At 70.7% G+C, this 19,277-nt stretch carries 19 protein-coding genes; 9 read left to right on the forward strand and 10 right to left on the reverse strand.

Annotated features, from left to right (window positions below):
- Positions 1 to 38 precede the first annotated feature (38 nt).
- The 4 genes from AB0K00_RS27960 to AB0K00_RS27975 form a co-directional block, all read right to left on the reverse strand.
- Positions 39 to 233 carry a DUF397 domain-containing protein gene (locus AB0K00_RS27960; protein WP_363525669.1) on the reverse strand — a complete coding sequence of 65 codons (195 nt, stop codon included), beginning with the start codon at positions 231 to 233 and terminating at the stop codon, positions 39 to 41.
- A gap of 66 nt (positions 234 to 299) precedes the next feature.
- The gene (locus tag AB0K00_RS27965; protein ID WP_363525672.1) at positions 300 to 1,178 is read right to left on the reverse strand and encodes a helix-turn-helix transcriptional regulator; all 879 of its coding nucleotides are present in this window, start codon (positions 1,176 to 1,178) and stop codon (positions 300 to 302) included.
- A 98-nt stretch (positions 1,179 to 1,276) separates the two neighbouring features.
- A complete protein-coding gene (locus AB0K00_RS27970; protein ID WP_363525675.1) occupies positions 1,277 to 1,702 on the reverse strand; it encodes a DUF6232 family protein in 426 nt (141 codons plus the stop codon).
- A gap of 243 nt (positions 1,703 to 1,945) precedes the next feature.
- On the reverse strand, positions 1,946 to 2,449 hold the full coding sequence (locus tag AB0K00_RS27975; protein ID WP_363525678.1) for a DUF309 domain-containing protein: 504 nt from the start codon (positions 2,447 to 2,449) through the stop codon (positions 1,946 to 1,948).
- Positions 2,450 to 2,459: 10 nt separating this feature from the next.
- Here AB0K00_RS27975 and AB0K00_RS27980 point away from each other — a divergent pair, with 10 nt between their 5' ends.
- The 7 genes from AB0K00_RS27980 to AB0K00_RS28010 all read left to right on the forward strand — a co-directional run bounded on the left by AB0K00_RS27980 (position 2,460) and on the right by AB0K00_RS28010 (position 6,920).
- Positions 2,460 to 2,723 carry a hypothetical protein gene (locus AB0K00_RS27980; RefSeq protein ID WP_203843977.1) on the forward strand — a complete coding sequence of 88 codons (264 nt, stop codon included), beginning with the start codon at positions 2,460 to 2,462 and terminating at the stop codon, positions 2,721 to 2,723.
- Complete coding sequence (locus tag AB0K00_RS27985; RefSeq protein ID WP_363525681.1) at positions 2,723 to 3,547, forward strand: phosphotransferase; 825 nt, start codon at positions 2,723 to 2,725, stop codon at positions 3,545 to 3,547. The genes AB0K00_RS27980 and AB0K00_RS27985 overlap by 1 nt, the downstream gene beginning before the upstream one ends.
- 83 nt (positions 3,548 to 3,630) lie before the next feature.
- Positions 3,631 to 3,909 (forward strand): hypothetical protein, encoded by a 279-nt coding sequence (locus AB0K00_RS27990; RefSeq protein WP_363525684.1) that lies wholly within the window; start codon positions 3,631 to 3,633, stop codon positions 3,907 to 3,909.
- A 1-nt stretch (position 3,910) separates the two neighbouring features.
- On the forward strand, positions 3,911 to 4,873 hold the full coding sequence (locus tag AB0K00_RS27995; RefSeq protein WP_363525687.1) for an FAD:protein FMN transferase: 963 nt from the start codon (positions 3,911 to 3,913) through the stop codon (positions 4,871 to 4,873).
- Positions 4,870 to 5,421, forward strand: coding sequence for a ferric reductase-like transmembrane domain-containing protein (locus tag AB0K00_RS28000; RefSeq protein WP_363525690.1), 552 nt, complete (start codon positions 4,870 to 4,872; stop codon positions 5,419 to 5,421). Before AB0K00_RS27995 ends, AB0K00_RS28000 begins: the two co-directional genes overlap by 4 nt.
- Positions 5,418 to 6,632 carry an NADH-ubiquinone oxidoreductase-F iron-sulfur binding region domain-containing protein gene (locus AB0K00_RS28005; protein ID WP_363525692.1) on the forward strand — a complete coding sequence of 405 codons (1,215 nt, stop codon included), beginning with the start codon at positions 5,418 to 5,420 and terminating at the stop codon, positions 6,630 to 6,632. The genes AB0K00_RS28000 and AB0K00_RS28005 overlap by 4 nt, the downstream gene beginning before the upstream one ends.
- A 78-nt stretch (positions 6,633 to 6,710) precedes the next feature.
- Positions 6,711 to 6,920: a ferredoxin gene (locus AB0K00_RS28010; RefSeq protein ID WP_363525695.1), complete on the forward strand. Its 210-nt coding sequence runs from the start codon at positions 6,711 to 6,713 to the stop codon at positions 6,918 to 6,920.
- Between the two features lies 1 nt (position 6,921).
- On the opposite strand, the gene AB0K00_RS28015 is transcribed toward AB0K00_RS28010, so the two are convergent.
- Positions 6,922 to 10,719 carry a SpoIIE family protein phosphatase gene (locus tag AB0K00_RS28015; protein ID WP_363525697.1) on the reverse strand — a complete coding sequence of 1,266 codons (3,798 nt, stop codon included), beginning with the start codon at positions 10,717 to 10,719 and terminating at the stop codon, positions 6,922 to 6,924.
- A gap of 217 nt (positions 10,720 to 10,936) precedes the next feature.
- Between AB0K00_RS28015 and AB0K00_RS28020 the strand changes: the two genes are divergently transcribed.
- Positions 10,937 to 11,608, forward strand: a complete 672-nt coding sequence (locus AB0K00_RS28020; protein ID WP_363525700.1) for a GntR family transcriptional regulator — start codon at positions 10,937 to 10,939, stop codon at positions 11,606 to 11,608.
- Positions 11,609 to 11,704: 96 nt separating this feature from the next.
- On the opposite strand, the gene AB0K00_RS28025 is transcribed toward AB0K00_RS28020, so the two are convergent.
- Together AB0K00_RS28025 and AB0K00_RS28030 are read right to left on the reverse strand one after the other, a co-directional pair.
- Positions 11,705 to 12,559: a DUF2127 domain-containing protein gene (locus AB0K00_RS28025; protein WP_363525703.1), complete on the reverse strand. Its 855-nt coding sequence runs from the start codon at positions 12,557 to 12,559 to the stop codon at positions 11,705 to 11,707.
- Between the two features lie 38 nt (positions 12,560 to 12,597).
- A complete protein-coding gene (locus AB0K00_RS28030; protein WP_363525705.1) occupies positions 12,598 to 13,494 on the reverse strand; it encodes a phosphatase PAP2 family protein in 897 nt (298 codons plus the stop codon).
- Positions 13,495 to 13,622: 128 nt separating this feature from the next.
- Here AB0K00_RS28030 and AB0K00_RS28035 point away from each other — a divergent pair, with 128 nt between their 5' ends.
- Positions 13,623 to 14,414, forward strand: a complete 792-nt coding sequence (locus AB0K00_RS28035; protein WP_363525708.1) for a maleylpyruvate isomerase family mycothiol-dependent enzyme — start codon at positions 13,623 to 13,625, stop codon at positions 14,412 to 14,414.
- Positions 14,415 to 14,581: 167 nt separating this feature from the next.
- Here the strand turns inward: AB0K00_RS28035 and AB0K00_RS28040 are convergent, their stop codons facing one another.
- The 3 genes from AB0K00_RS28040 to AB0K00_RS28050 form a co-directional block, all read right to left on the reverse strand.
- On the reverse strand, positions 14,582 to 14,905 hold the full coding sequence (locus AB0K00_RS28040; RefSeq protein ID WP_363525710.1) for a hypothetical protein: 324 nt from the start codon (positions 14,903 to 14,905) through the stop codon (positions 14,582 to 14,584).
- Between the two features lie 175 nt (positions 14,906 to 15,080).
- A complete protein-coding gene (locus AB0K00_RS28045; protein ID WP_363525712.1) occupies positions 15,081 to 17,303 on the reverse strand; it encodes a M4 family metallopeptidase in 2,223 nt (740 codons plus the stop codon).
- A gap of 170 nt (positions 17,304 to 17,473) precedes the next feature.
- Entirely contained in the window at positions 17,474 to 19,276 is a 1,803-nt protein-coding gene (locus AB0K00_RS28050) for a beta-1,3-glucanase family protein (protein ID WP_363525715.1), read from the reverse strand.
- Between the last annotated feature and the right edge of the window lies 1 nt (position 19,277).

The raw sequence follows: 19,277 nt of genomic DNA on the forward strand, positions 1-19,277 counted from the left end.
TGGCGAGCCGGCTGCGGCCGCCACCCTCCGTTACCCCTTTATGTGAACTGGAAATCTCCCGCCGCAACCCCCGCGGCAAAGACATCCCAATCCTCGCGCGACACACGAAGCACCTCGCCGGGCTTCCGTGAGTTGCGAATGAATACCTCCGAACCGGCTTCTGCAACCTCGACACAATTGACCGAATCGCACAGGCAGCTCTTCCGCCAGTTCGCCTTCTGGGGTTCGTGCACTATCTGTTCCTTCCTTTTCCGCGCTCCGATTTGGCGCGAGGTTCATGTCCCCAGGCCATAGTGTGCCTATGAGTAACGTTCCAAATTCGCGCGGATTGCCGCATGCTGCGCCTCGACCGCGCTCAGTGTGGCATCTTCCGTCAGGCAGCGTTTCCACATCTGGTCGAACTTCGCCCGGTGCTGCTGTACCGTCTCGGAACGCTCGACGACGCCCTCGGAGAGACCCTCGCGGTAGAGAAACGAGGTCTCGCCGACGACGTCATACAGGACGAACGCGCCGTAGAAAAGGGACACCGATTCTTCCTTCGGCAGCAACCGCACGCACACATCGGGCCGGCGCGCCGATTCTGTCAACGCCTTGAGTTGCCGGGCCGTGACGTCGGCACCGCCGATGATCCGCTGCAACAGGAATTCATCCAAGATGACGATGTGCATCGGGCGGGAGGAACGCTTGTCCAGATTCTCCTGACGGAGCATTCGAAGGTCGACCCTTGCCGCCCGTGACTCTGCCGACGAACTCGCGAACGCAGCGTCGATGACGGCCGCCGCGTACTCACGGATCTGCAGTAGGCCGGGAAACGCAGCGAACTGGAACGACCGGATCGCGGTCGCCTCGCTCTCGAGCTGGACCAGTTGCCGCAGCGTGCTGTCCAGGTACGGACGAAACTCGGGCCGGTCCCACCAGCCCCGGACTCGTGACAGCCGGGCGTCTTCAAGCAGGCGGGCAGCCTCGCGCTCGTCGCGGAAATCGAGCAACCGCAGCAGCGCCTGAAGGTCTGTCCTGGAGATCGTGACTTCGCCGGTCTCGATACGGTTGACCTTCGAGATCGACCACGACAGCTCCTCGGCGACCTGGCCCTGGGTGCGGCCGGTCGCCTCCCGGATTCTCCGGATGGCCAGCCGGAGGCGTCGCCGCGCTCCGGCCGGTGAGTCACCTGTCGTCATCTGATCGGGTCGCCCCCGGATGTCGGTGCTCCAGCGGTACCGCAAACTGCCGTACCGCAGTTGAGCGTGGCACCGAAACGACGCTCTTGCAAGAGCCGCTATCTCGCTGTGTCCTCATACCATTCGATCGCGCGTTGCAAGGCACGCCTGACCTGTCCGAACTCAACGGGGTCGGACGTGAAGTACAAACAGATCTCTGCCCCGGAGCACATCGCCATAAGGCCATATAGCGGCAATGATGGTCCGATCTTGGACCGCACCATCAGCGTAGCGGTGACACCGACGACCAGCAGCGGAAAGGCCCAATCGACTGCGCGATCCGGGCTGGCCGCGAGCAGGGCGGCCAAAGCGGCCGGCGCGCCACAGCCGAAGATTCGCACCGGAACGCGGCCGCGGGAAGCACCGGGTATCACCACCCACACCGACGTGAGATCGCCCAGCTCGTGAATGACCGGGTCCGGACTCAGCACCTGAAATGATCGGTGGGTGATACACACGGTATTGCTGCGATAGAAGGTCGGCATCGGACTCCCCCCAGGCGGCACCGGGCGATGCTGGATTTGAACGGCGGCACGGCTCCTGCCGTCACTCGGAGTATCGGCGGCAATATCGCTAGATCGCCATGTGCAATCTGCGGTAAGGCACCTTGGATGCGAAGTCGCCAAGCATCAGATATGTGAACAAAAACCGAAAATTCAGCAACGCCTATCAATGAAAAACACCGATATGGCGGCGGGCCCAGCTGAGGTACGGCTGATTGCGTTACGTCAGTCCGCCTGCGGCCGGCGGAGGCGCGGGACTGGGGGATGAGGTTGGGTTGCGGCGGTGCGGGCCCAGGTGACCAGACCATCGGCATCGATCCCGTGCGGGACCGGGTGCTGGGCCGCGATGCGGTCGGCGGCGCGCTCCAGGAGGCGTTGCGCTCCGGTGGCGTTGCCGCGGTGCAGGTGGGTCAGACCGACGGCGAGCTGCGCCAGACCCCGCCAAAGCTCGCGCTCCTCAGGTGGGGCACTCTTCCACGCCGCCTCCAGGACCTCGTGAGCGTGGAAGGGGCGGCCCTCGTCGAGCAGTGACTGCGCCTGGGTGAGGGCAGAGGACGGGGTGACCTCCAGGTCGTCGGGCATTGTCGGTACGCCGGGGGCGCCGTACGGCAGTGGGCGGCCCAAGCCGTCGCGCGGGCGGGCGTTGCGTGCCCTGCCAGTGGTGTCGCGGTCCCGTTCCACGTCTCCAACGTAGTACCAGGCCCACTGTTCCTGTTCGATGTCCGGCATGATGTACGGCGTGACGCAATGGGAGTATGCACGACTGGAGTACCGGGCCGCCGGGACGCTGGGCACGGACAAGTTCGAGGACTGGGACGCGGTGTTCCACTACCCGGGTGGGGTGCAGCGGTGGGGCACCGATGAGCGGTTCAACGACCTGCGGCATCTCAACCGCGCCGGTGCTGAGGGCTGGCAGGCATACGACCGCGCCGCGTTGGTCATCGGGCAGCCGCACCGGTTGCATGCCATCACCTACTCCCTGCGCCGGCCGATCCAGCGCTAGTGGCGTTCCCCGATGACGCTCTCGCCGAGCACTGGGGGTTGCAAGGCGCTGACGTGCGCCCGCACCACGGCGGGATGAACTCCGCGACCTGGTTCGTCAGTGCTGACCGGCGACGGTACGTCGCGAAGGCGGCCAGCGGCTGGTTCCCCGGCGGCATCGCCGTTGCCGACGCCCTGGCCCGGTGCGGGTTCCCCAGCGGCGCGCCGGTGCGCACCACGGACGGGCGGCTGACGGTCCAGATCGACGGGGACGAACACCTCGCGCTGCTCACCTTCGTTGCCGGGGAGCCGTTGACCGCGGCCGACCAGCACGCGATCGGCGTCACCCTCGCCGAGGTCCACCGCTTGCTGCGCGACGTCACCGTCGAGGGCGAGGTCGCGATGGACTGGGTCGACCCCGACGCCGCGCACCTCGGGCTGCGGCCCTGGCTGCGCGGCGCGGTCACCACAGCAGTGCGCGACCTCGCGGAGGCCGGACCGCTCACCAGCGGCCTCCTGCACGCCGACCCGGCACCGGAGGCGTTCATCGGCGGCGGGCTCATCGACTGGGGCGTTGCCATGCGGGGGCCGCTCTTGTACGACGTCGCCTCCACCCTCATGTACCTCGGCGGCGACGGGGAGACGTTCCTCGCCACGTATCTGGAAGCCGGCATCGTCGCCGAAGAGGAGCTGCGCAGCGCACTGCCGGTGCTGCTGCGGTTCCGCTTCGCGGTGCAGGCGGACTACTTCGCGCGGCGGCTCGCGACCAACGACCTGACGGGCATCGCCGGCGCCGCGGAGAACGAGCAGGGGCTCGAGCACGCGCGGGTGGGCCTGCACAGGTAGAACACAGCCACCTGCCACGTGGAACCCAGGCGGCGCTTCAACACTCGGGACAGCAAGAACGTCGCCAGTGGAGGGAGCACACCGTGGATCGGGCACAGGGGCTACGACGTGCGACAGGGCTCACCGGCCTGCTCGCCGCGTTCGGGGTGGCGGGGTCGCTCGCGGTGGCGACGGTCGCGTACGCCGCCCGCAACAACGACCAGAGCACCGGCGGCGACACGACAACCACCATCGACGGCGGCGCAAGCAGCAGCAGCGACAACGGCTCGGCGTGGCCGCAGCTGGGCAGCGACGACGGGGGCAGCGACAGCGGCACCGGCGCCAGCGGTGGCGGTGGCGACGCCACGTCCGGCGGATCCTGACATGCCCGCCGTCGAGCATCTCCCCCTCGTCGACGGTGCCGCCCAATGGGAAACCTGGGGCACCACCGCCCGCATCGTCGTCACCGATCCTGCGGCGCTGCCGGAGGCCGAGGATGTGGTACGCGCCGAGCTCGCCGCCGTCGACCTGGCGTGCAGCCGGTTCCGTGCCGACGCCGAGCTGCACCAGGTCCATCGCGCGGAAGGCCGGCCCGTCGAGGTCAGCGAGCTGCTCGCCGAGCTCGTCGCGGTCGCGCTGCGGGCCGCGCGGGACACCGGCGGGGACGTCGACCCGACCGTCGGCGCGGCGATGTCCGGGCTCGGCTACGACCGGGACTTCGCCGCGATCGGGCCGGAGGTCCACGTCGGACCGGCGCGGCTCATCGTGTACCCGACCGCAGACTGGCGCCACGTGAAGCTTCGGCAGCGGCGGCTCACCGTGCCACCCGGCGTGACCCTCGACCTCGGCGCGACCGCGAAGGCGTGGACCGCGGACCGGTGCGCGCGGCTCGCCGCGGCGGCCACAAGGAACAGCGCGGCCACAAGGAAAATCACAGACACAGGCGTCGGCGTGCTGGTCTCGCTCGGCGGCGACATCGCGACCGCCGGACCGGCTCCCGCCGGCGGGTGGCGGGTCCTCGTCCAGGACCGGCCGGGCGAGCCCGGGTGCACGGTGCGCCTGCCGGGCGGCGCCGCCCTCGCCACGTCGAGCACGATCAGCCGGCAGTGGCCCGGCCCGGACGGGTTGCTGCACCACATCCTGGACCCACGGACCGGGATGCCGGCGTCACGGGAGTGGCGGACCGTGTCCGTCGCCGCCCGCAGCTGCGTGCACGCCAACACCCTCAGCACCGCCGCGATCGTGCGGGGGCGGGCGGCGCACGGGTGGCTGGCCCGGCAGGGAGCGCCGGCGCGACTCGTGTCGCAACGGCGCCAGGTGTACGCCACTGCGGGGTGGCCGGCGTGAACGACGCCCTGTGGTACCTCGCGCGCGGCACCGGCGTCACGTCGCTGGTGCTGCTGACGGTGGTGGTCGCGTTGGGGATCGCGAACCGGGTCGGCCGGCCGGCGTTCGGGCTGCCGCGTTTCGGTGTCGCGCTCGTACACCGCGACGCCGCGCTGCTGGCGGTCGGGTTCGTCCTGGTGCACGTGGTCAGCCTGTTCTTCGACGTGTACGCGCAGCTGGAGCTCTTCGACCTGATCGTGCCGTTCGGCGCGACCTACAGTCCGATGTGGACGGGACTCGGGACCGTCGCCGTGGACCTGCTGATCGCGCTGGTCGGGACGAGCCTCCTGCGGCACCGGCTGGGGCTGCGGGCGTGGCGGGTGACGCATTGGCTGGCCTATGCGTGCTGGCCGGTCGCGTTCGCGCACGCCCTCGGCGCCGGCTCGGACGTCGGCACGTGGTGGCTGCGGAGCGTCGCCGGCGCCTGCCTGGCCGCGGTCCTCGCCGCTGTCGCCTGGCGACTGTCCACAAGCGAGCGCCGTACCGTCCTCAGTGGAGGTTCCCGATGACCACGGTCCTGGCCGCCGGGCGGCTGCTCGGCGCCGGCCACGCCGGCCTGCGGGCGCACGCCGGCGCGCACGGCCCGCTGCCGGGGCTGCCGCCCGAGGTGCTGATCGGCGCCGTCCGGGACGCCGGGCTCACCGGGCACGGCGGCGCGGGGTTCCCGACGCACCTGAAGCTGGCCGCGGTGCGCGGGCACGCCGGCGGGCGGCGGACGCCGGTGGTCGTCGGCAACGGTGCCGAGGGCGAACCGGCCAGCGCCAAGGACCGCACGCTGCTGGAGCGCGCACCGCACCTGGTGCTGGACGGGCTGCAACTGGCCGCGGCGGCGGTCGGGGCGGCGAAGGCATACCTGTATGTGCGGCAGGCGACGGCCGGGCAGCTGGTGCGGGCCGTCCAGGAGCGGCGGGCGGCGGGATGGGATCGGGCGGCGGTGGTCGTACACCATGCGCAGGAGGCATTCCTGTCCGGTGAGGAGTCGGCGGTGGTGTCGGCCCTGAGCGGCGGGCGGGCGGTGCCTCGGGACAAGCTGCGCCGGGTCACGGAGTCCGGGGTGGGCGGTGCGCCGACGCTGGTGCAGAACGTGGAGACCCTGGCGCACCTGGCCCTCGTCGCCCGGCACGGCGCGGGATGGTTCCGGCACGTGGGCACGGCGCGGGAGCCGGGGACGTTCCTGGCGACGGTGTCGGGCCCGGTGGCGGCGCCCGGCGTCCACGAGGTGCCGCACGGGGTTGCCCTCGGGGAGCTGCTCGCGGCAGCCGGCGGGCCGGTCGCGCCGCTGCGGGCGGTGCTCGTCGGTGGCTTCCACGGCGCCTGGGTGCCCGCTCCCCTCGCCGGCGTGCCGATGAGCCGGGAAGGGCTGGCACCGTACGGGGCATCGCCCGGCGCCGGGGCCGTCATCCCCTTAGCCGCCGGCCAATGCGGCATCGCCAGGACCGCGCGGATCGTCGGGTACCTCGCCGGGGCGGGCGCGCAGCAGTGCGGGCCGTGCCTGAACGGCCTCCCGCGGCTGGCGGCGAGCATGGCGGCCCTGGCGAGGATGGCGGGCGACCGGGACCTGCCGGCGGGCGTGGCCCGGCTGGCGGCGCTGGTGCACGGCCGCGGTGCCTGCGGCCACCCCGACGGCACGGTCCGCCTCATCCGGTCCGCGATGACGGTGTTCGCCGACGACGTGACCGCCCACCTGCACGGCACCTGCCTGGAAGGAGCCCGGCGATGACCGCCCCGCACGGCACCTGCCTGGAAGGAGCCCAGCGATGACCGGCCTGCACGGCACCCGCCCGGAAGGAAGTCGGCGATGACCGCGCTGCACGTCGACTGGACCGCCTGCGACGGGCGGGGGCACTGCACCGAACTCCTGCCCGAGCTGCTCACGCCGGACGAGTGGGGGTACCCCCGCAGCACCGACGGCAGCAAGGAGCCCGAGGTTCCGCCCGGCCTGCTCCCCCATGCCCGGCGGGCCGTCCAGCACTGTCCGCGGCTCGCCCTGCACCTGACGCGGCGGTAGCTCAGATCGAGCGCATGCACCACACGGCCTTGCCGTCGACCGTGGGGCGGGTGCCCCACCGGTCGCACAGCGAGGACACCAGCTGCAGCCCGCGGCCGTGCTCGTCGTCGGGGGTCGGGCGCTGCTTGCGGGGCAGGTACGTCGCGGTGTCGTGCAGCTCCAGCACGACGTGGGTGCCGCCGTTGCGCAGCCGCAGCTGGATCGGCGGGCGGCCGTGCAGGACGGCGTTGGCGGCCAGCTCGCTCACCACGAGGACCAGGTCGTCGATGACCCGGGACGGGACGTTCCACCGGCGCAGCGTGGTGCTGACGAGCTGGCGGGCGGTCCGCACGGCCCGCTCCTCGGCGGGGATGTCGTGGATGACGGACTGCTCCTCGCCGGGCTCGGCGACGACCCGGGCGAGCAGGACGGTGATGTCGTCGTCGGGGCCGTCGGGCAGCAGCGCGGCGACGAGCCGGTCGGGCACGTCCGCGAGCGGGCCGGCGAGCTCACCGGCCGAGCCCCCGGCGATCGGGCCGGTGATGGTGCTGACGTGGGCGGCGAGCGCGTCGATGCCGGTGTCGAGGTCCCGGTCGCGGTGTTCGACGAGTCCGTCGGTGTACAGGGTGAGCAGCGCCCCCACGGGCAGCTCGACGCGCTCCTCGGTGAGGGTCAGCGGGCCGGTGCCCAACGGCGGGCCGGAGACGGCGAGGTGCCGCACGGTGCCGCCGGGGAGCAGCAGCAGCGGCGGGAGGTGCCCGGCGTTGGCGTAGGTGAGGCTGCGCTCGCCCGGGTCGTAGACGGCGTAGACCACGGTGACGATCTGGTCCTCGCGCAGGTCCCGCACGACACCGTCGAGGAACTCCAGGACGTCGGCGGGCGGCAGGTCCAGCCGCGCGTAGGCACGGACCGCGGCGCGCAGCTGGCCCATGACGGCGGCGGCGGGGACACCGCGGCCCATGACGTCGCCCATGACGAGGGCGGTGCGGTCGGCGCCGAGCTCGATGACGTCATACCAGTCGCCGCCGACCTGGGTGCCGGCGACGCCGGGCCGGTAGTAGGTGGCGACCTCCAGGTGCTCGGGGTCGAACGTGAGCGGCGGCATGAGGCTGCGCTGCAGCTCGTCGGCGATGCGGTGCTCGCGGGCGGCGGCCTCCTGCAGGCCGCTGGCGGCGGCGAGGGCCTGCTCGGCGCGGCGCTGCTCGGTGACGTCCTGGTTGGAGCCGCGCAGCCGGACCGGGGCGCCGGTGGCGTCGCGTTCGAGCTCGCCGATGGTGTGGAAGACCCGCAGGGTCCCGTCGGGGTGATACACCCGGACCTCGTAGTCCAGCGGCTCGCCGGCGATCGCGGCGGCCATCGCCGCGTCCACGAGCCCGCGGTCGTCGGGGTGGAGCCGGGCGTCGCCGGCGGCGCGGGCGGCCGGGTCGAGCAGGTCCGCCGCGGTCATGCCCATCTGGCGCAGGAACTCCTCGGAGCCGTGCACGTCGCCGGTGGCGAGGTCCAGCTCCCAGCTGCCGACGGAGGCGAGGCGCTGCGCCTGGTCCAGCAGCTCGCGGCTGCGCTGCAGCTCGTCGCGGGTGCGACGGACCCGGTCGAACTCGAGGTTGGCCCGGACCCTCGCGCGCAGCTCCCGCGGTGAGAACGGCTTGATGAGGTAGTCGTCGGCGCCGGCGTCGAGCCCTTCGACGGTCGCCTCGTCGCCGGCCCGGGCCGACAGCATGATGATCGGCAGGTGCGCGGCGGTGCTGTCCGCGCGCAGCGCGGCGACCAGGCCGAAGCCGTCGAGCTCCGGCATCATCACGTCGGTGAGGACGAGGTCGGGCTGGGTGTCGTGCAGCAGCCGCAGCGCGGTGACGCCGTCGGTGGCCTCCACCACCTGGTAGTCGGCCTCCAGGATGGTGCGGATGTGGTCGCGCATGTCGGAGTTGTCGTCGACGACCAGGACCGTCGGCGCGGTGGACCGCACCGGCGTGACGGCCGCCGGCGTCGGGGTGCTCCACCGCTCGACCTCGGCCAGGAAGCCGGGCACGATCCGGTCCGCGGCGGCGGGCCGGTCGTCGGGGTCGCCCGCCGCGCGCTCGGCGCCGCCGTTCGGGTGCCCTGCCGCCTGCTGCTGGTTGCCGAACGGCAGCCGGACCGTGAACGTGCTGCCGACGCCCGGCGCGCTGCGGACGCCGACCGAGCCGCCGTGCAGCGCGGTCAGCTCGGCGACGAGCGCCAGGCCGATGCCGGAGCCCTCGTGGGTGCGGGACCGGGTGCCCATGATGCGGTGGAACCGGTCGAAGAGATTGGCCTGGTCGGCCGGGTCGATCCCGGCGCCGGTGTCGGTGACGCTGAGCTCGGCGGTGCCGTCGACGGCCGCGACCCGGACCGTGATCGACCCGTCGAAGGTGAACTTCAACGCGTTGGACAGCAGGTTCAGCGTGATCTTCGCCCACATCTCGCGGTCGGCGAGGACGGGCCGGGGCAGCGGCGGGCAGTCCACGACGAACTGCAGTCCCGCCCGCTGGACGGCGGCACCGAACATGTCGGCCAGCTCGGCCGTGACCGCGGCCAGGTCGAGCGGCTCGAACCGGGGCTCGACCTTGCCGGACTCCAGCTGCGAGAAGTCCAGCAGCGTGTTGACCAGCTTCAGCAGCCGCTCGGCGTTGCGGTGCACGACCTCGACGCGTTCGCGCTGCGCCGGCGGCAGCGGCGCGGCCTGGTCGGCCAGCGCGTCCTCGGCCGGGCCCAGCAGCAGGGTGAGCGGCGTGCGGAACTCGTGGCTGACGTTGGTGAAGAACGCCGTCTTCGCCCGGTCGAGCTCGGCGAGGGACTCCGCGCGGCGGCGCTCGGCCGCGTAGGCGCGGGCCGTGCCGATCCGCGCCGCGAGCTGCCCGGCGATCAGGTCGACGAAGCCGGCGTACGCGGCGTCGAAGGGCCGGTAGCGGTTGAGGCCGACGGCGAGGAACCCATACGGCCGGCCACCGCCGGGCGCCGGCAGCGGGACGAGCCGCACCTCGGTGGGTGGCTCCTCCCACGCGCCGGTGGGAAGGTCGGTGTAGCCGCCGAGGGTGAGCGGCACGCCTCGGGCCAGCTCGGTGACGGGCCAGAACGGCTCGGCGTCCGGGTCGAGGACGTCGGGCGCCACCTGGGCCCCGGCCGGCACGCCGGTCCGGCAGGCGAGATGGGCCGTGTCGCCGTCGTCGTCGAAGAGGTAGGTGAGGGTGAACGGCAGGTCGTCGGTGCGGCCGGCGAGGTGCCGGGCGGCGGTGGCGAAGACGCTGTCCTCGGTGACGCCATCCCGGTCGCCGCCCTCGGCGTCGGCGCCGAGGTCGCGCAGGGTCGCCATGCGCCGCTCGCCGATGACCCGGTCGGTGTCCTCGCTGACCACGCAGAGCATGCCGGCGATGACGCCGTCGTCGTCGGTGAGCGGGCTGTAGGAGAACGTGTGGTAGGTCTCCTCGGTGTAGCCGCTGCGGCTGAGGAACAGGCGCAGCGCCACGTCCCAGGTGGCGGTGCCGGTCGCCATGACCGCGTCGATCCGGGGGCCGATCTCGGGCCAGATCTCGGCCCACACGTCGCGGGCCGGCTTGCCCAGCGCCCACGGGTACTTCTTGCCGAGGGTGTCGCGCCGGTAGGCGTCGTTGCAGAAGAACGTCAGGTCGGGGCCCCATGCCAGCCACATCGAGAACCGCGAGCCGAGCAGGATGCGCACGACCGAGCGCAGGCTCTGTGGCCAGTCCGTGGGCGGGCCAAGGGGAGTCGCCGCCCAGTCGACCGCGCCGAGGTCACGACCCACCTCGGAATCGTCGGTCATCGACCAGGCCGCTTCACCCACCCGACCAGCGTACGCAGTGCGGCGGGTTTGCCGCGACGCTGAGTGGGCGCGCCCTGCGGCGGTGCCCAGTGCGCCACCGGTGGCGCGGCCGCCCCCGTTCGCATCAGCCGCACCGCCGATGGCGAACCAGCTGCGGGAATGTGAGGATGACCGTGCCCTCCATCCGATCGTATATGATTGTGTGGGCGCCGCCCCCTGTCAAGACTGGAACTCGCACGTGCAGCCTGAGCACAGCAGCAACGGGCCGTCCGGGCCCTCGAAGCATGAGTTCGCGTATCGCCGGATTCGGCAGTGCATCCTCGACGGCCGATATCAGCCCGGGCACCGGCTGGTGCTCAGCGCCCTGGCTCGGGAGCTCGACGTCAGCCCCGTGCCGGTGCGGGAGGCGATCCGCCGCCTCGAGGCCGAAGGGCTCGTCAGTTTCGAGCGCAACGTGGGCGCCCGGGTGGCCACGCTCGGCGACGACGACTGGGTACAGCTCGTGGAGATGCTGGCGCTGATGGATGGTTACGCGTTCGCGGCCGCGGCGCCGCACATGACCGCGGAGCGGATCGGGACCGCCAGGGGGCTCAACGCGCAGTTGCGGCTCGAGCAGACCCAGGACCGGGTCATGGCGCTGCACCGGGAGTTCCACCGCACGATCTACGGCTGCTGCGGCAACCGGCACGTGATCGAGGCCCTGGAGTGGATCTGGGACCGCATCGACGCGTCGCGGGTCCTGGCGTCGCTGTATCCGCGGCTGCGGGTGCGGGCCGCGGTCGACGAGCACGACGCGCTGCTGGACCTGCTGGAGCGGGGCGAGGACGACGCCGCACGGCTGGAGTCGTGCGCCCGGGAGCACAACCTGAACACGATCCGCGCGATCCGGTCGGCCGGCGCCGCGGGATAGGCGGCCGGGCCACGGAGGAACCTGGCCGGGATGTGAACGTGCCCGGACATTAAGAAGACCGGCATCCACGGGGGAAGATGCCGGTCTCGCGTTCAACTATACGACGCCCACACGTTTCCCGCCAGTGGGCACTTCGGCGGAAGGCTCCTCCCGCGATCCGGCCGGTGCCTTCGGGTTGCGCAGCCCGTGCGGCAGGGTCGGCTCGCTGGCGGCGATCTCGACCTCGATGAGGCTGGTCTCGTGCCGCTCGGCGGCGTAGGCGGCGTGCCCGCCCCGCAGCCCGAAGAGCCGCTTCGACAGCAGGATGTAGAGCACGGCGACGATGTTGACCAGGAGCGCGCCGATCCGCAGCCAGGTGACCTTCTCCGACAGCTCGAAGATCTCCACCGGCAGGCCGAGGGACGTGGCGACGACGGCGAAGTACTCGCCCCAGCGCTTCAGCATCCACAGGCCGACGCCCTCGATGATCTGCAGGACGCCGTAGAAGACCAGGCCGGCGGCGACCCACAGCAGGGTCTTGGACTCCGCCTCGATGACCGTCCGGATCGTGTGGATCATCGCGGAGTCCTCGAACTTCCAGCCGATCCGGTCCGCGAACGGCCGCAGCAGCGGCAGGTCCTCGTTGAACGCGCGCTCGACGCCGTCGCGGTGGGTGCGGAAGCGGAACACTCCGTAACCGGCGAGCAGCACGACGATGCCCTTGACGAACCGCTCGATCGACAGCAGCCGCAGCACGAGGGCGTCGCGCAGCGCCCTGCCGCGCAGCACGATCGGGGCGTTCTCGGCCGGGCCGGCCGACTGCGGCTCGCCGATGACGAAGTCACCGCAGCGCAGGCAGCGCCACGCGGCGCCGACGGGGGTGGTGGCGTGCAGCCGTTCCCGGAAGGGGGCCTCGTCGGGCGCGTAGGTGACATGGCCGCGCCGTGCGCAGGTGCGTAGGTTCCAGTCCACGCGCTATTGGTACATCAGACACGCCAGCGCCGCGTCGGTCAGGTCGGCTTTCCAACCCTCTGCGGCTGTCCGCCGCTGTCGGAGATGGTGTCCCCGAGCGTGGCCAGGTAGGCCGCCTCACCGATGGCGAGATACTCCAGGTTGCGCCGCAGCTGCACCGGGATCGTCAGCGGCGGCGTCTCGGCGGGCCGCGGTGTCCGCCCGACGGCCAGCATGAGCGCGCCGACCAGGACGGCGCCGATGATGCCGTCGAGCCAGTAGTGGTTGGCGGTGCCGACGACGACGAGCGTCGTGATGATCGGGTGGGCCAGCCACAGCCAGCGCCACCGGCTGCTGGTCGCGACGATCAGCCCGCAGGCGACCACGAGTGCCCAGCCGACGTGCAGCGACGGCATCGCCGCGTACTGGTTGCTCAGCGTGTCGGTCTGCGGCGGCCCGTACACCGACGGCCCGAACTTCGCGGCGGTGTCGATCATCCCGATCCCGGCCAGCATCCTGGGCGGTGCGAGGGGGAACGCGAAGTGCATCGCGAGCCCCGCCGCGGTCAGCCACGCGAGGATGCGCCGGAACCGGAGGTAGTGTGCGGGGCGGAAGATGTACATGAACAGCAGGAAGGCCACCGTCGCCGGGAAGTGCACGACCGCGTAGTAGACGTTGGCGGAGCGGATGACGACCTCGGAGGCGAGCAGCAGGTGCTGCAGGTCCACCTCGTTGGGCAGCCACACGGCCCGCTCGGCGTGCCACACGAGCTTCGCGTTCTCGTATGCCTGCCCGACGCGGCCGTCGACGAGCAACCGCCCCATCTTGTACGCCAGGAACAGCCCGACCACCAGCAGCAGCTCGGCCCACGCGCGGGGGCGCACCCGCGCCCGCTTCTGGGACGTGGTTTGCGTGGCGGCGTCATACCGTTCACGCAACCCCGGTCCCCTGTTCACGATCGACAACGTACCTGATGTTGCCAACCCGGCAATATTGCTGAACGGGCAGGACCCACCATGTCCTGCGTCACAAACTTGTTTATGCTTCAAGGAAATAGTCGATGTTCAAGGGTTGAGGGAGCACGATGACCAGCCGAGCCGACCAGGCGATCGCCGCCCTGCGCAAGGGGCACGAGGACCTCACCGCTGTCGTCCGCGGGCTCACATCTGAGCAGCTCACCGGCCCTTCAGCGGCCAGTGAGTGGGACCTCTCCCAGGTGATCAGCCACCTGGGCAGCGGCGCCGAGATCAACCTGGAGGCGGTGCGCGCCTCCCTGGAGGGGCGGCCCGCCCCGGAGTTCGAGTTCAACAAGGGTGTCTGGGCCCGGTGGGACGGCATGACGCCGGCCGAGCGGGCTGTCGAGTTTCCGATCGCCAACCAGCGGCTCGTCGAGACGTACGAGGCGTTCGACGCCACCCAGCGGGCCGAGCACCGCATCGACGTCGGCTGGATGCCCGAGCCCGTCGACGTGGCGACGTCGGCGCTGCTGCGGCTGACCGAGTTCGCCTACCACGACTGGGACGTCCGGGTCGCCCTCGACCCGTCGGCGACGCTCGCCCCGGAGGCGGCCGTCCTGATCGACGACCGGGTCGAGGGGCTGTTCGGCTGGATCGCGAAGCCGGCCTACCTCGACGGCCGCACCGCCGACCTGCTCGTCACGCTCACCGACCGCGGCGAGCAGCGCGGCCTGCGCCTGGCCGACCCGGTGACCCTGACCGAGGCGCCGTCCTCGCCGGACGGCGAGCTGAGCCTGACCCTGGAGTCGTTCCTGCGGCTGGCCGCGGGGCGGCTGGGACCGGCGTACACCCCGGCGGACGTGAAGATCACCGGCCCGATCAGCCTCGACGACCTCCGCGCGGTCTTCCCCGGCTACTGAGCCGGGGAATTGCGCTGGGGAATTGCGCCGGGGCATTGCGCCGGACAATGAGCCCGCGACGCGCCTGCCGACGCGTCGCGGGCTCGGGTTCCGGGTGATGGTGCACGAAGGTTCGCGCTGACAGCGTCGTGCCGGAGCACCGCCACCGCGAACCTGTCAGGTGAGCGTCAGGAGGCCTTGAGGTCCTGCAGGCAGAGCACGTCGCCCTTCTGGCCCGACTTGCCCCACCACAGGATGCTCGTCGCGTCGGGGAACGCCTGGCACACGGTTTCGCCGTCGGTCGTCGCTTCCGACTGGGTCTTGCCGCCGACCTTGCCGACGACCTTGGCGTCGGCGTCCGCGGCGTCACACTTGACGATCTTCAGGTCGTTCGCCTTGACCTCGTGCAGACAGTCACCGACGTTGGCGTTCTCAGCCGAGTCACGGTTGAGGAACCAGGCGACGCCGCCGATGGCCGCGATCACGACGAGCGAAAGAACCAGACGGAGCACCTTGGAGCGACCAGCACTCACGGGGGTGGAGGGGGATGCCATGCGGAAGTTTTTACAGGCCACGGAGCGTTAGCGCTGTCCCGCCGTCATATCGAATCCATCACGGCGAGATCTCACATTGGCGCAGGCAGACCGGTCGGTGCCTGCCTGCGCCGCTGTGGGTCTTATGCGACGGTCACAGGGTGAGCGTCCAAGTGTCGATACGGCCGGTGTCGAGGCTGGCGGCGTCGCGGACCCGCAGGGTCCAGGTGCCGTTGGCGGCTTCGGTGGACAGGTTCACCGTGTAGGTCTGGATGATGTTGTCGGTGCTGCCTCCGCTGCGGTTGTGCAGGTTGTAGACCGAGCCGTCCGGCGCGACCACGTCGACCACCAGGTCACCCTTGTAGGTGTGGATGATCGTCACGTTCACCGAGCTGGTGGCCGAGGCGTTGCGGTTGCAGCCGTTGATCGCGATCGTGCTGGTGACCGTGGTGTTGTCCGGGATCGCCACGTCGTTGCCGTTGGTGCCGGTGCAGCCGGGCGCGCCGTTGACGGTCAGGCTGAACGTGGTGGTCCGGGTCGAGCTGGCGCCCGTGCCCGTGATGGTCACCGCGTACGTGCCGGACGGGGTCGACGCGGAGGTCGCGATCGTCAGCGTGGACGTGCCGCCGGCCGAGTTGATCGAGGCCGGGCTGAAGCTGGCGGTCGCACCCGACGGCAGGCCGGACGCGGTCAGCGCCACGGTCTGCGCCGAGCCGTTGGTGAGCGTCGCGGTGACCGTGCTGGTCACCGAGCTGCCCGGGTTGACCGAGCCGCTCGCCGGCGAGGCGGCGAGGGAGAAGTCGTTGCCGGTCGGGCAGACGGCGTCGTTGCCGGCCACGTTCACCGCGGTCCACGCGGCCTGGACGGCCTTGTACTCCACGGAGCAGGTGCCGTAGAGGTCGGTCGCGGCGCGCAGCGAGTACGCCCGCGCGGTGTTGGCCGGGTTGCTGGTGTTCACGTAGGTCGTGTTGGACGTGAAGTACACGTCGAGCGCGCGGTACCAGATCTTCTCGGCCTTGGCCCGGCCGATGCCGACGACCGCCGGCGCGGAGCCGCAGACCGGCGAGGTGCCGAAGCTGGTGGCGCCGGTGCCCTCGGCGAGGTTGAAGAAGAAGTGGTTGGCCGGGCCGGACGAGTAGTGCACGTCGACGTTCTTCGTGGTCGTGGACCAGCAGCCGTGCGACGAGCCGTCCAGGGTCGGGTTGTACATGTAGCGCAACGGCGTGTTGTTGCCGTTGATGTTGATCTTCTCGCCGATCTGGTAGTCGCCCGGGTCACTGGCGGTGTTGGCGTAGAACTCGACCATGCTGCCGAAGATGTCGCTGGTGGCCTCGTTCAGGCCGCCGGACTCACCGGAGTAGACCAGGCCGGCCAGGGCCTCGGTGACGCCGTGGCTCATCTCGTGGCCGGCGACGTCGAGCGCGACGAGCGGCCGGCTGTTGCCGGAACCGTCGCCGTAGGTCATCTGCGCGCCGTCCCAGAACGCGTTGACGTACGCGTTGCCGTAGTGCACGCGCGAAGGCACGCCGGCGCCGTTGCCGAAGATGCCGTTACGGCCGTGCACGTTCTTGTAGTAGTCGAACGTCTTCGCCGCGCCGAAGTGCGCGTCGACGCCGGCCGACTGCCGGTTGGAGTTGGCGCCGGTGCCCCACACGTTGTCCGCGTCGGTGAACGTGGTGCAGGTGCTGGTGCCGTTGTTCATGTCGCAGGTCCGGCCGTTGCCGTGGGACGGGTCGATCATCGAGTAGGTCGAGCCGGACAGGGTCGTGTCGACCGTCACCGCGCCCGAGTAGATGCTGTTGCCGGTCCCGTTGACGGTCTCGATCTCGTCGAAGGCGCCCCGGACCGCGTTGGTGTTCGCGTCTGTGACGACATGCAGCCTCGACGGGGTCTGCCCGTCGGCCTGCCAGCCGCTGATCACGGTCTCGTAGGCAAGGACGCCGGTACCACCGCTGGCGTCGACGAACAGCTCGGGGCTGCCGACTGCGGTGATCGTGCCGGAGAACGCCGACTTCGCCTTGGCCGCTCCGGCCGTCTTGGACACCGCGGCGGTGGTCCCGATGGAGAGCGGGGCGTCCAGCCCGACGGACGTGCCGGCGAACGTGCCGTCCGGCGCGGCGTGCACGATGAAGTCACCGCCGTAGACCCGCAGGCCGTGATACGTGCGCGTGTAGCGGGTGTGCGAGGCGCCGTTGGCGTCCTTCTTGCTGCTGCGGACCGCGTAGGCCTCACTGTCGGCGGCGCGGATGTCGGCGCGGTGTGCCTGCAACGTCGACGGGGTGGGTGTGCTGGGCGACGCGCTCGCTGGTGACGCAACGGCGGCCAGCATGCCACCGGTGAGCAGCAGTACGCTGGCGGCGGCGATCGATCGTTTCACTCGGCCTCCCTGGCAGTGGAACGTTCCGCGACGGTAGTCACACATGTACATATAGCAATGGGCTTTCAGCCCCCTTACATACCATTTGGTCCATACCATCGGCGCCGTCACCCGTTGGGGCGCCGATGGTATGGACCGGCCTGCGACTTCGTGTCCGGGGGTGGGCGGTGCTACCAGCCGATGCCGAGGGTCAGCGAGGTCGGCGGGTTCGGGTTGCTGAGGATCTGCACCGAGCTCTGATCGTTCACGTCGTCGTAGGCGAACGCGTACGCCTTGTGGTCGATCCCGATCGTGTGGAAGTAGGCGGAGTAGTCGTCCTTCGGGTTGGTGAGGTAGTACTTCGTCGGGTCGTACCAGTAGGCCGTGTTCAGCGCGACTCCCCGGTGGAACGCGGCGCAGAAGTCCCGGCCCACCTCCCGGGTCGTGTCGGTGCCGCCCTGATCGTTGCCGAGCGCCAGTGCGCCGGAGCACTCGAACACCTCGGTGGTGGTCGGCTTGCGCACGCTGAACGGGCTGCCGTCCTGCTTCGTCCCGGTCAGCACGCCGTTCACGACCCGGCCGGTGAAGGTGACTCCGTTGTGCACCTCGGTCCACTGGTTCGCGGTGTAGTAGTTCCAGACCTGGTCGATGTAGGACTGCAGGTAGCCGGCCTGGGCTCCGCCCGGCTTGAACTGTGTCGCCGACCGGGGCGCCACGATCCGGTACTGGCCCGCCAGCGGCGAGTACGCGGCGCCGACGGTCGCCTGGTACCCGGCCATGACCTGATCCCGGGTCTTGCTGATGCCGAGCGTCCGGTCGTACCCGCTCGACGTCTGCACCAGGCGTGAGGTGATCGGGAAGCCGAACTGGTCGACGGCCGTGGTGTTGCCGCCGTAGGAGACCTGGTTGTAGACGTAGGTGTATTCGTACCAGTCGTAGTAGACGTCCTTGTTCGGGTCGTTCGGATTGTTCAGGTCGGGCCCGCCCCAGCCCATGTTGTCCGGGGACACCGGGATGTAGACCGGCGAGCCGACCGAGATGTAGATCCGGCCGCCCCGGACGTACGTCGGGCTGAACGTGGTGGGCGCCTGGGCGATCGTGAAGGACATGTTCGGGTAGTTCACGCCGTTCTTGGTCAGGCGTCCGGGCGCGTCGGCCATGGTGTGGTCGAGGCGCGCGCCGGTGCCGTTCGGCTTGAGGTAGTTCCACTGTCCGCCGGCGTCGACGAACAGCATGGTGATGTAGACCTGACTGTTGGACCAGGTGCCCCTGGTGTTGTTCTGGAACGTGATCGGGAAGGTCCCCGTCCCGCCGCAGCCGCCCGTGCAGCCGGGGGTGATGGTGTACGCCGCGGTGGCCGTGGCGGAGCCGGTCAGGCCCGACTTGGTGGCGATCGCCTTGAGCGTGGTGTTGGCGGTCAGCGTGATCGGACCGGTGTACTGCGCCGAGGTGGCCGTCGGGTTGCTGCCGTTGGTCGTGTACCGGATGGTCGCGCCTGCGGTCGCGGAGCTCATCGAGACCGCCACCGAGCCGGTGTACGTGCCGCCGGGCGGGCTCAGCACCGGCGTTGCGACAGTACCGCCGTTGCCCGTACCACCATGGGTGTACGTGGAGTGCGGGGTGTCGTAGAGCGGCCCGTTCTTCTCGTACGTGAACCAGTACTCCAGGACCGTTCCGCTGCTCAGGTTGCTGACCGTCTGCTCCCAGGTGCCCCCGTTGTTGGCCATCCGGAAGTTCTGCTGGTTCACCCCGTTGACCAGATAGTGCACGTCCACCAGCGCGGACTGCGTGCTCGGGTGGAACGAGAACTTCGCCTGGGTGGCGTTGAGCGTCGTGACGTTCTGGGTGTAGTCGACAGCCGCGTTCGCAGTGGCCTGGGTGATCGCCCACGAGACGAGCAGCCCCAGGACGGCCAGGCCGGTGGCGATCAGCCGGAGCCTGGCTCGGGACCGTTGGCCAGGAAGAGCGTGCGGTGACCGCATTGTTGTCGTCATT

This window comes from Dactylosporangium sp. NPDC049525 (genome assembly GCF_040676755.1).
Lineage (GTDB): Bacteria > Actinomycetota > Actinomycetes > Mycobacteriales > Micromonosporaceae > Dactylosporangium.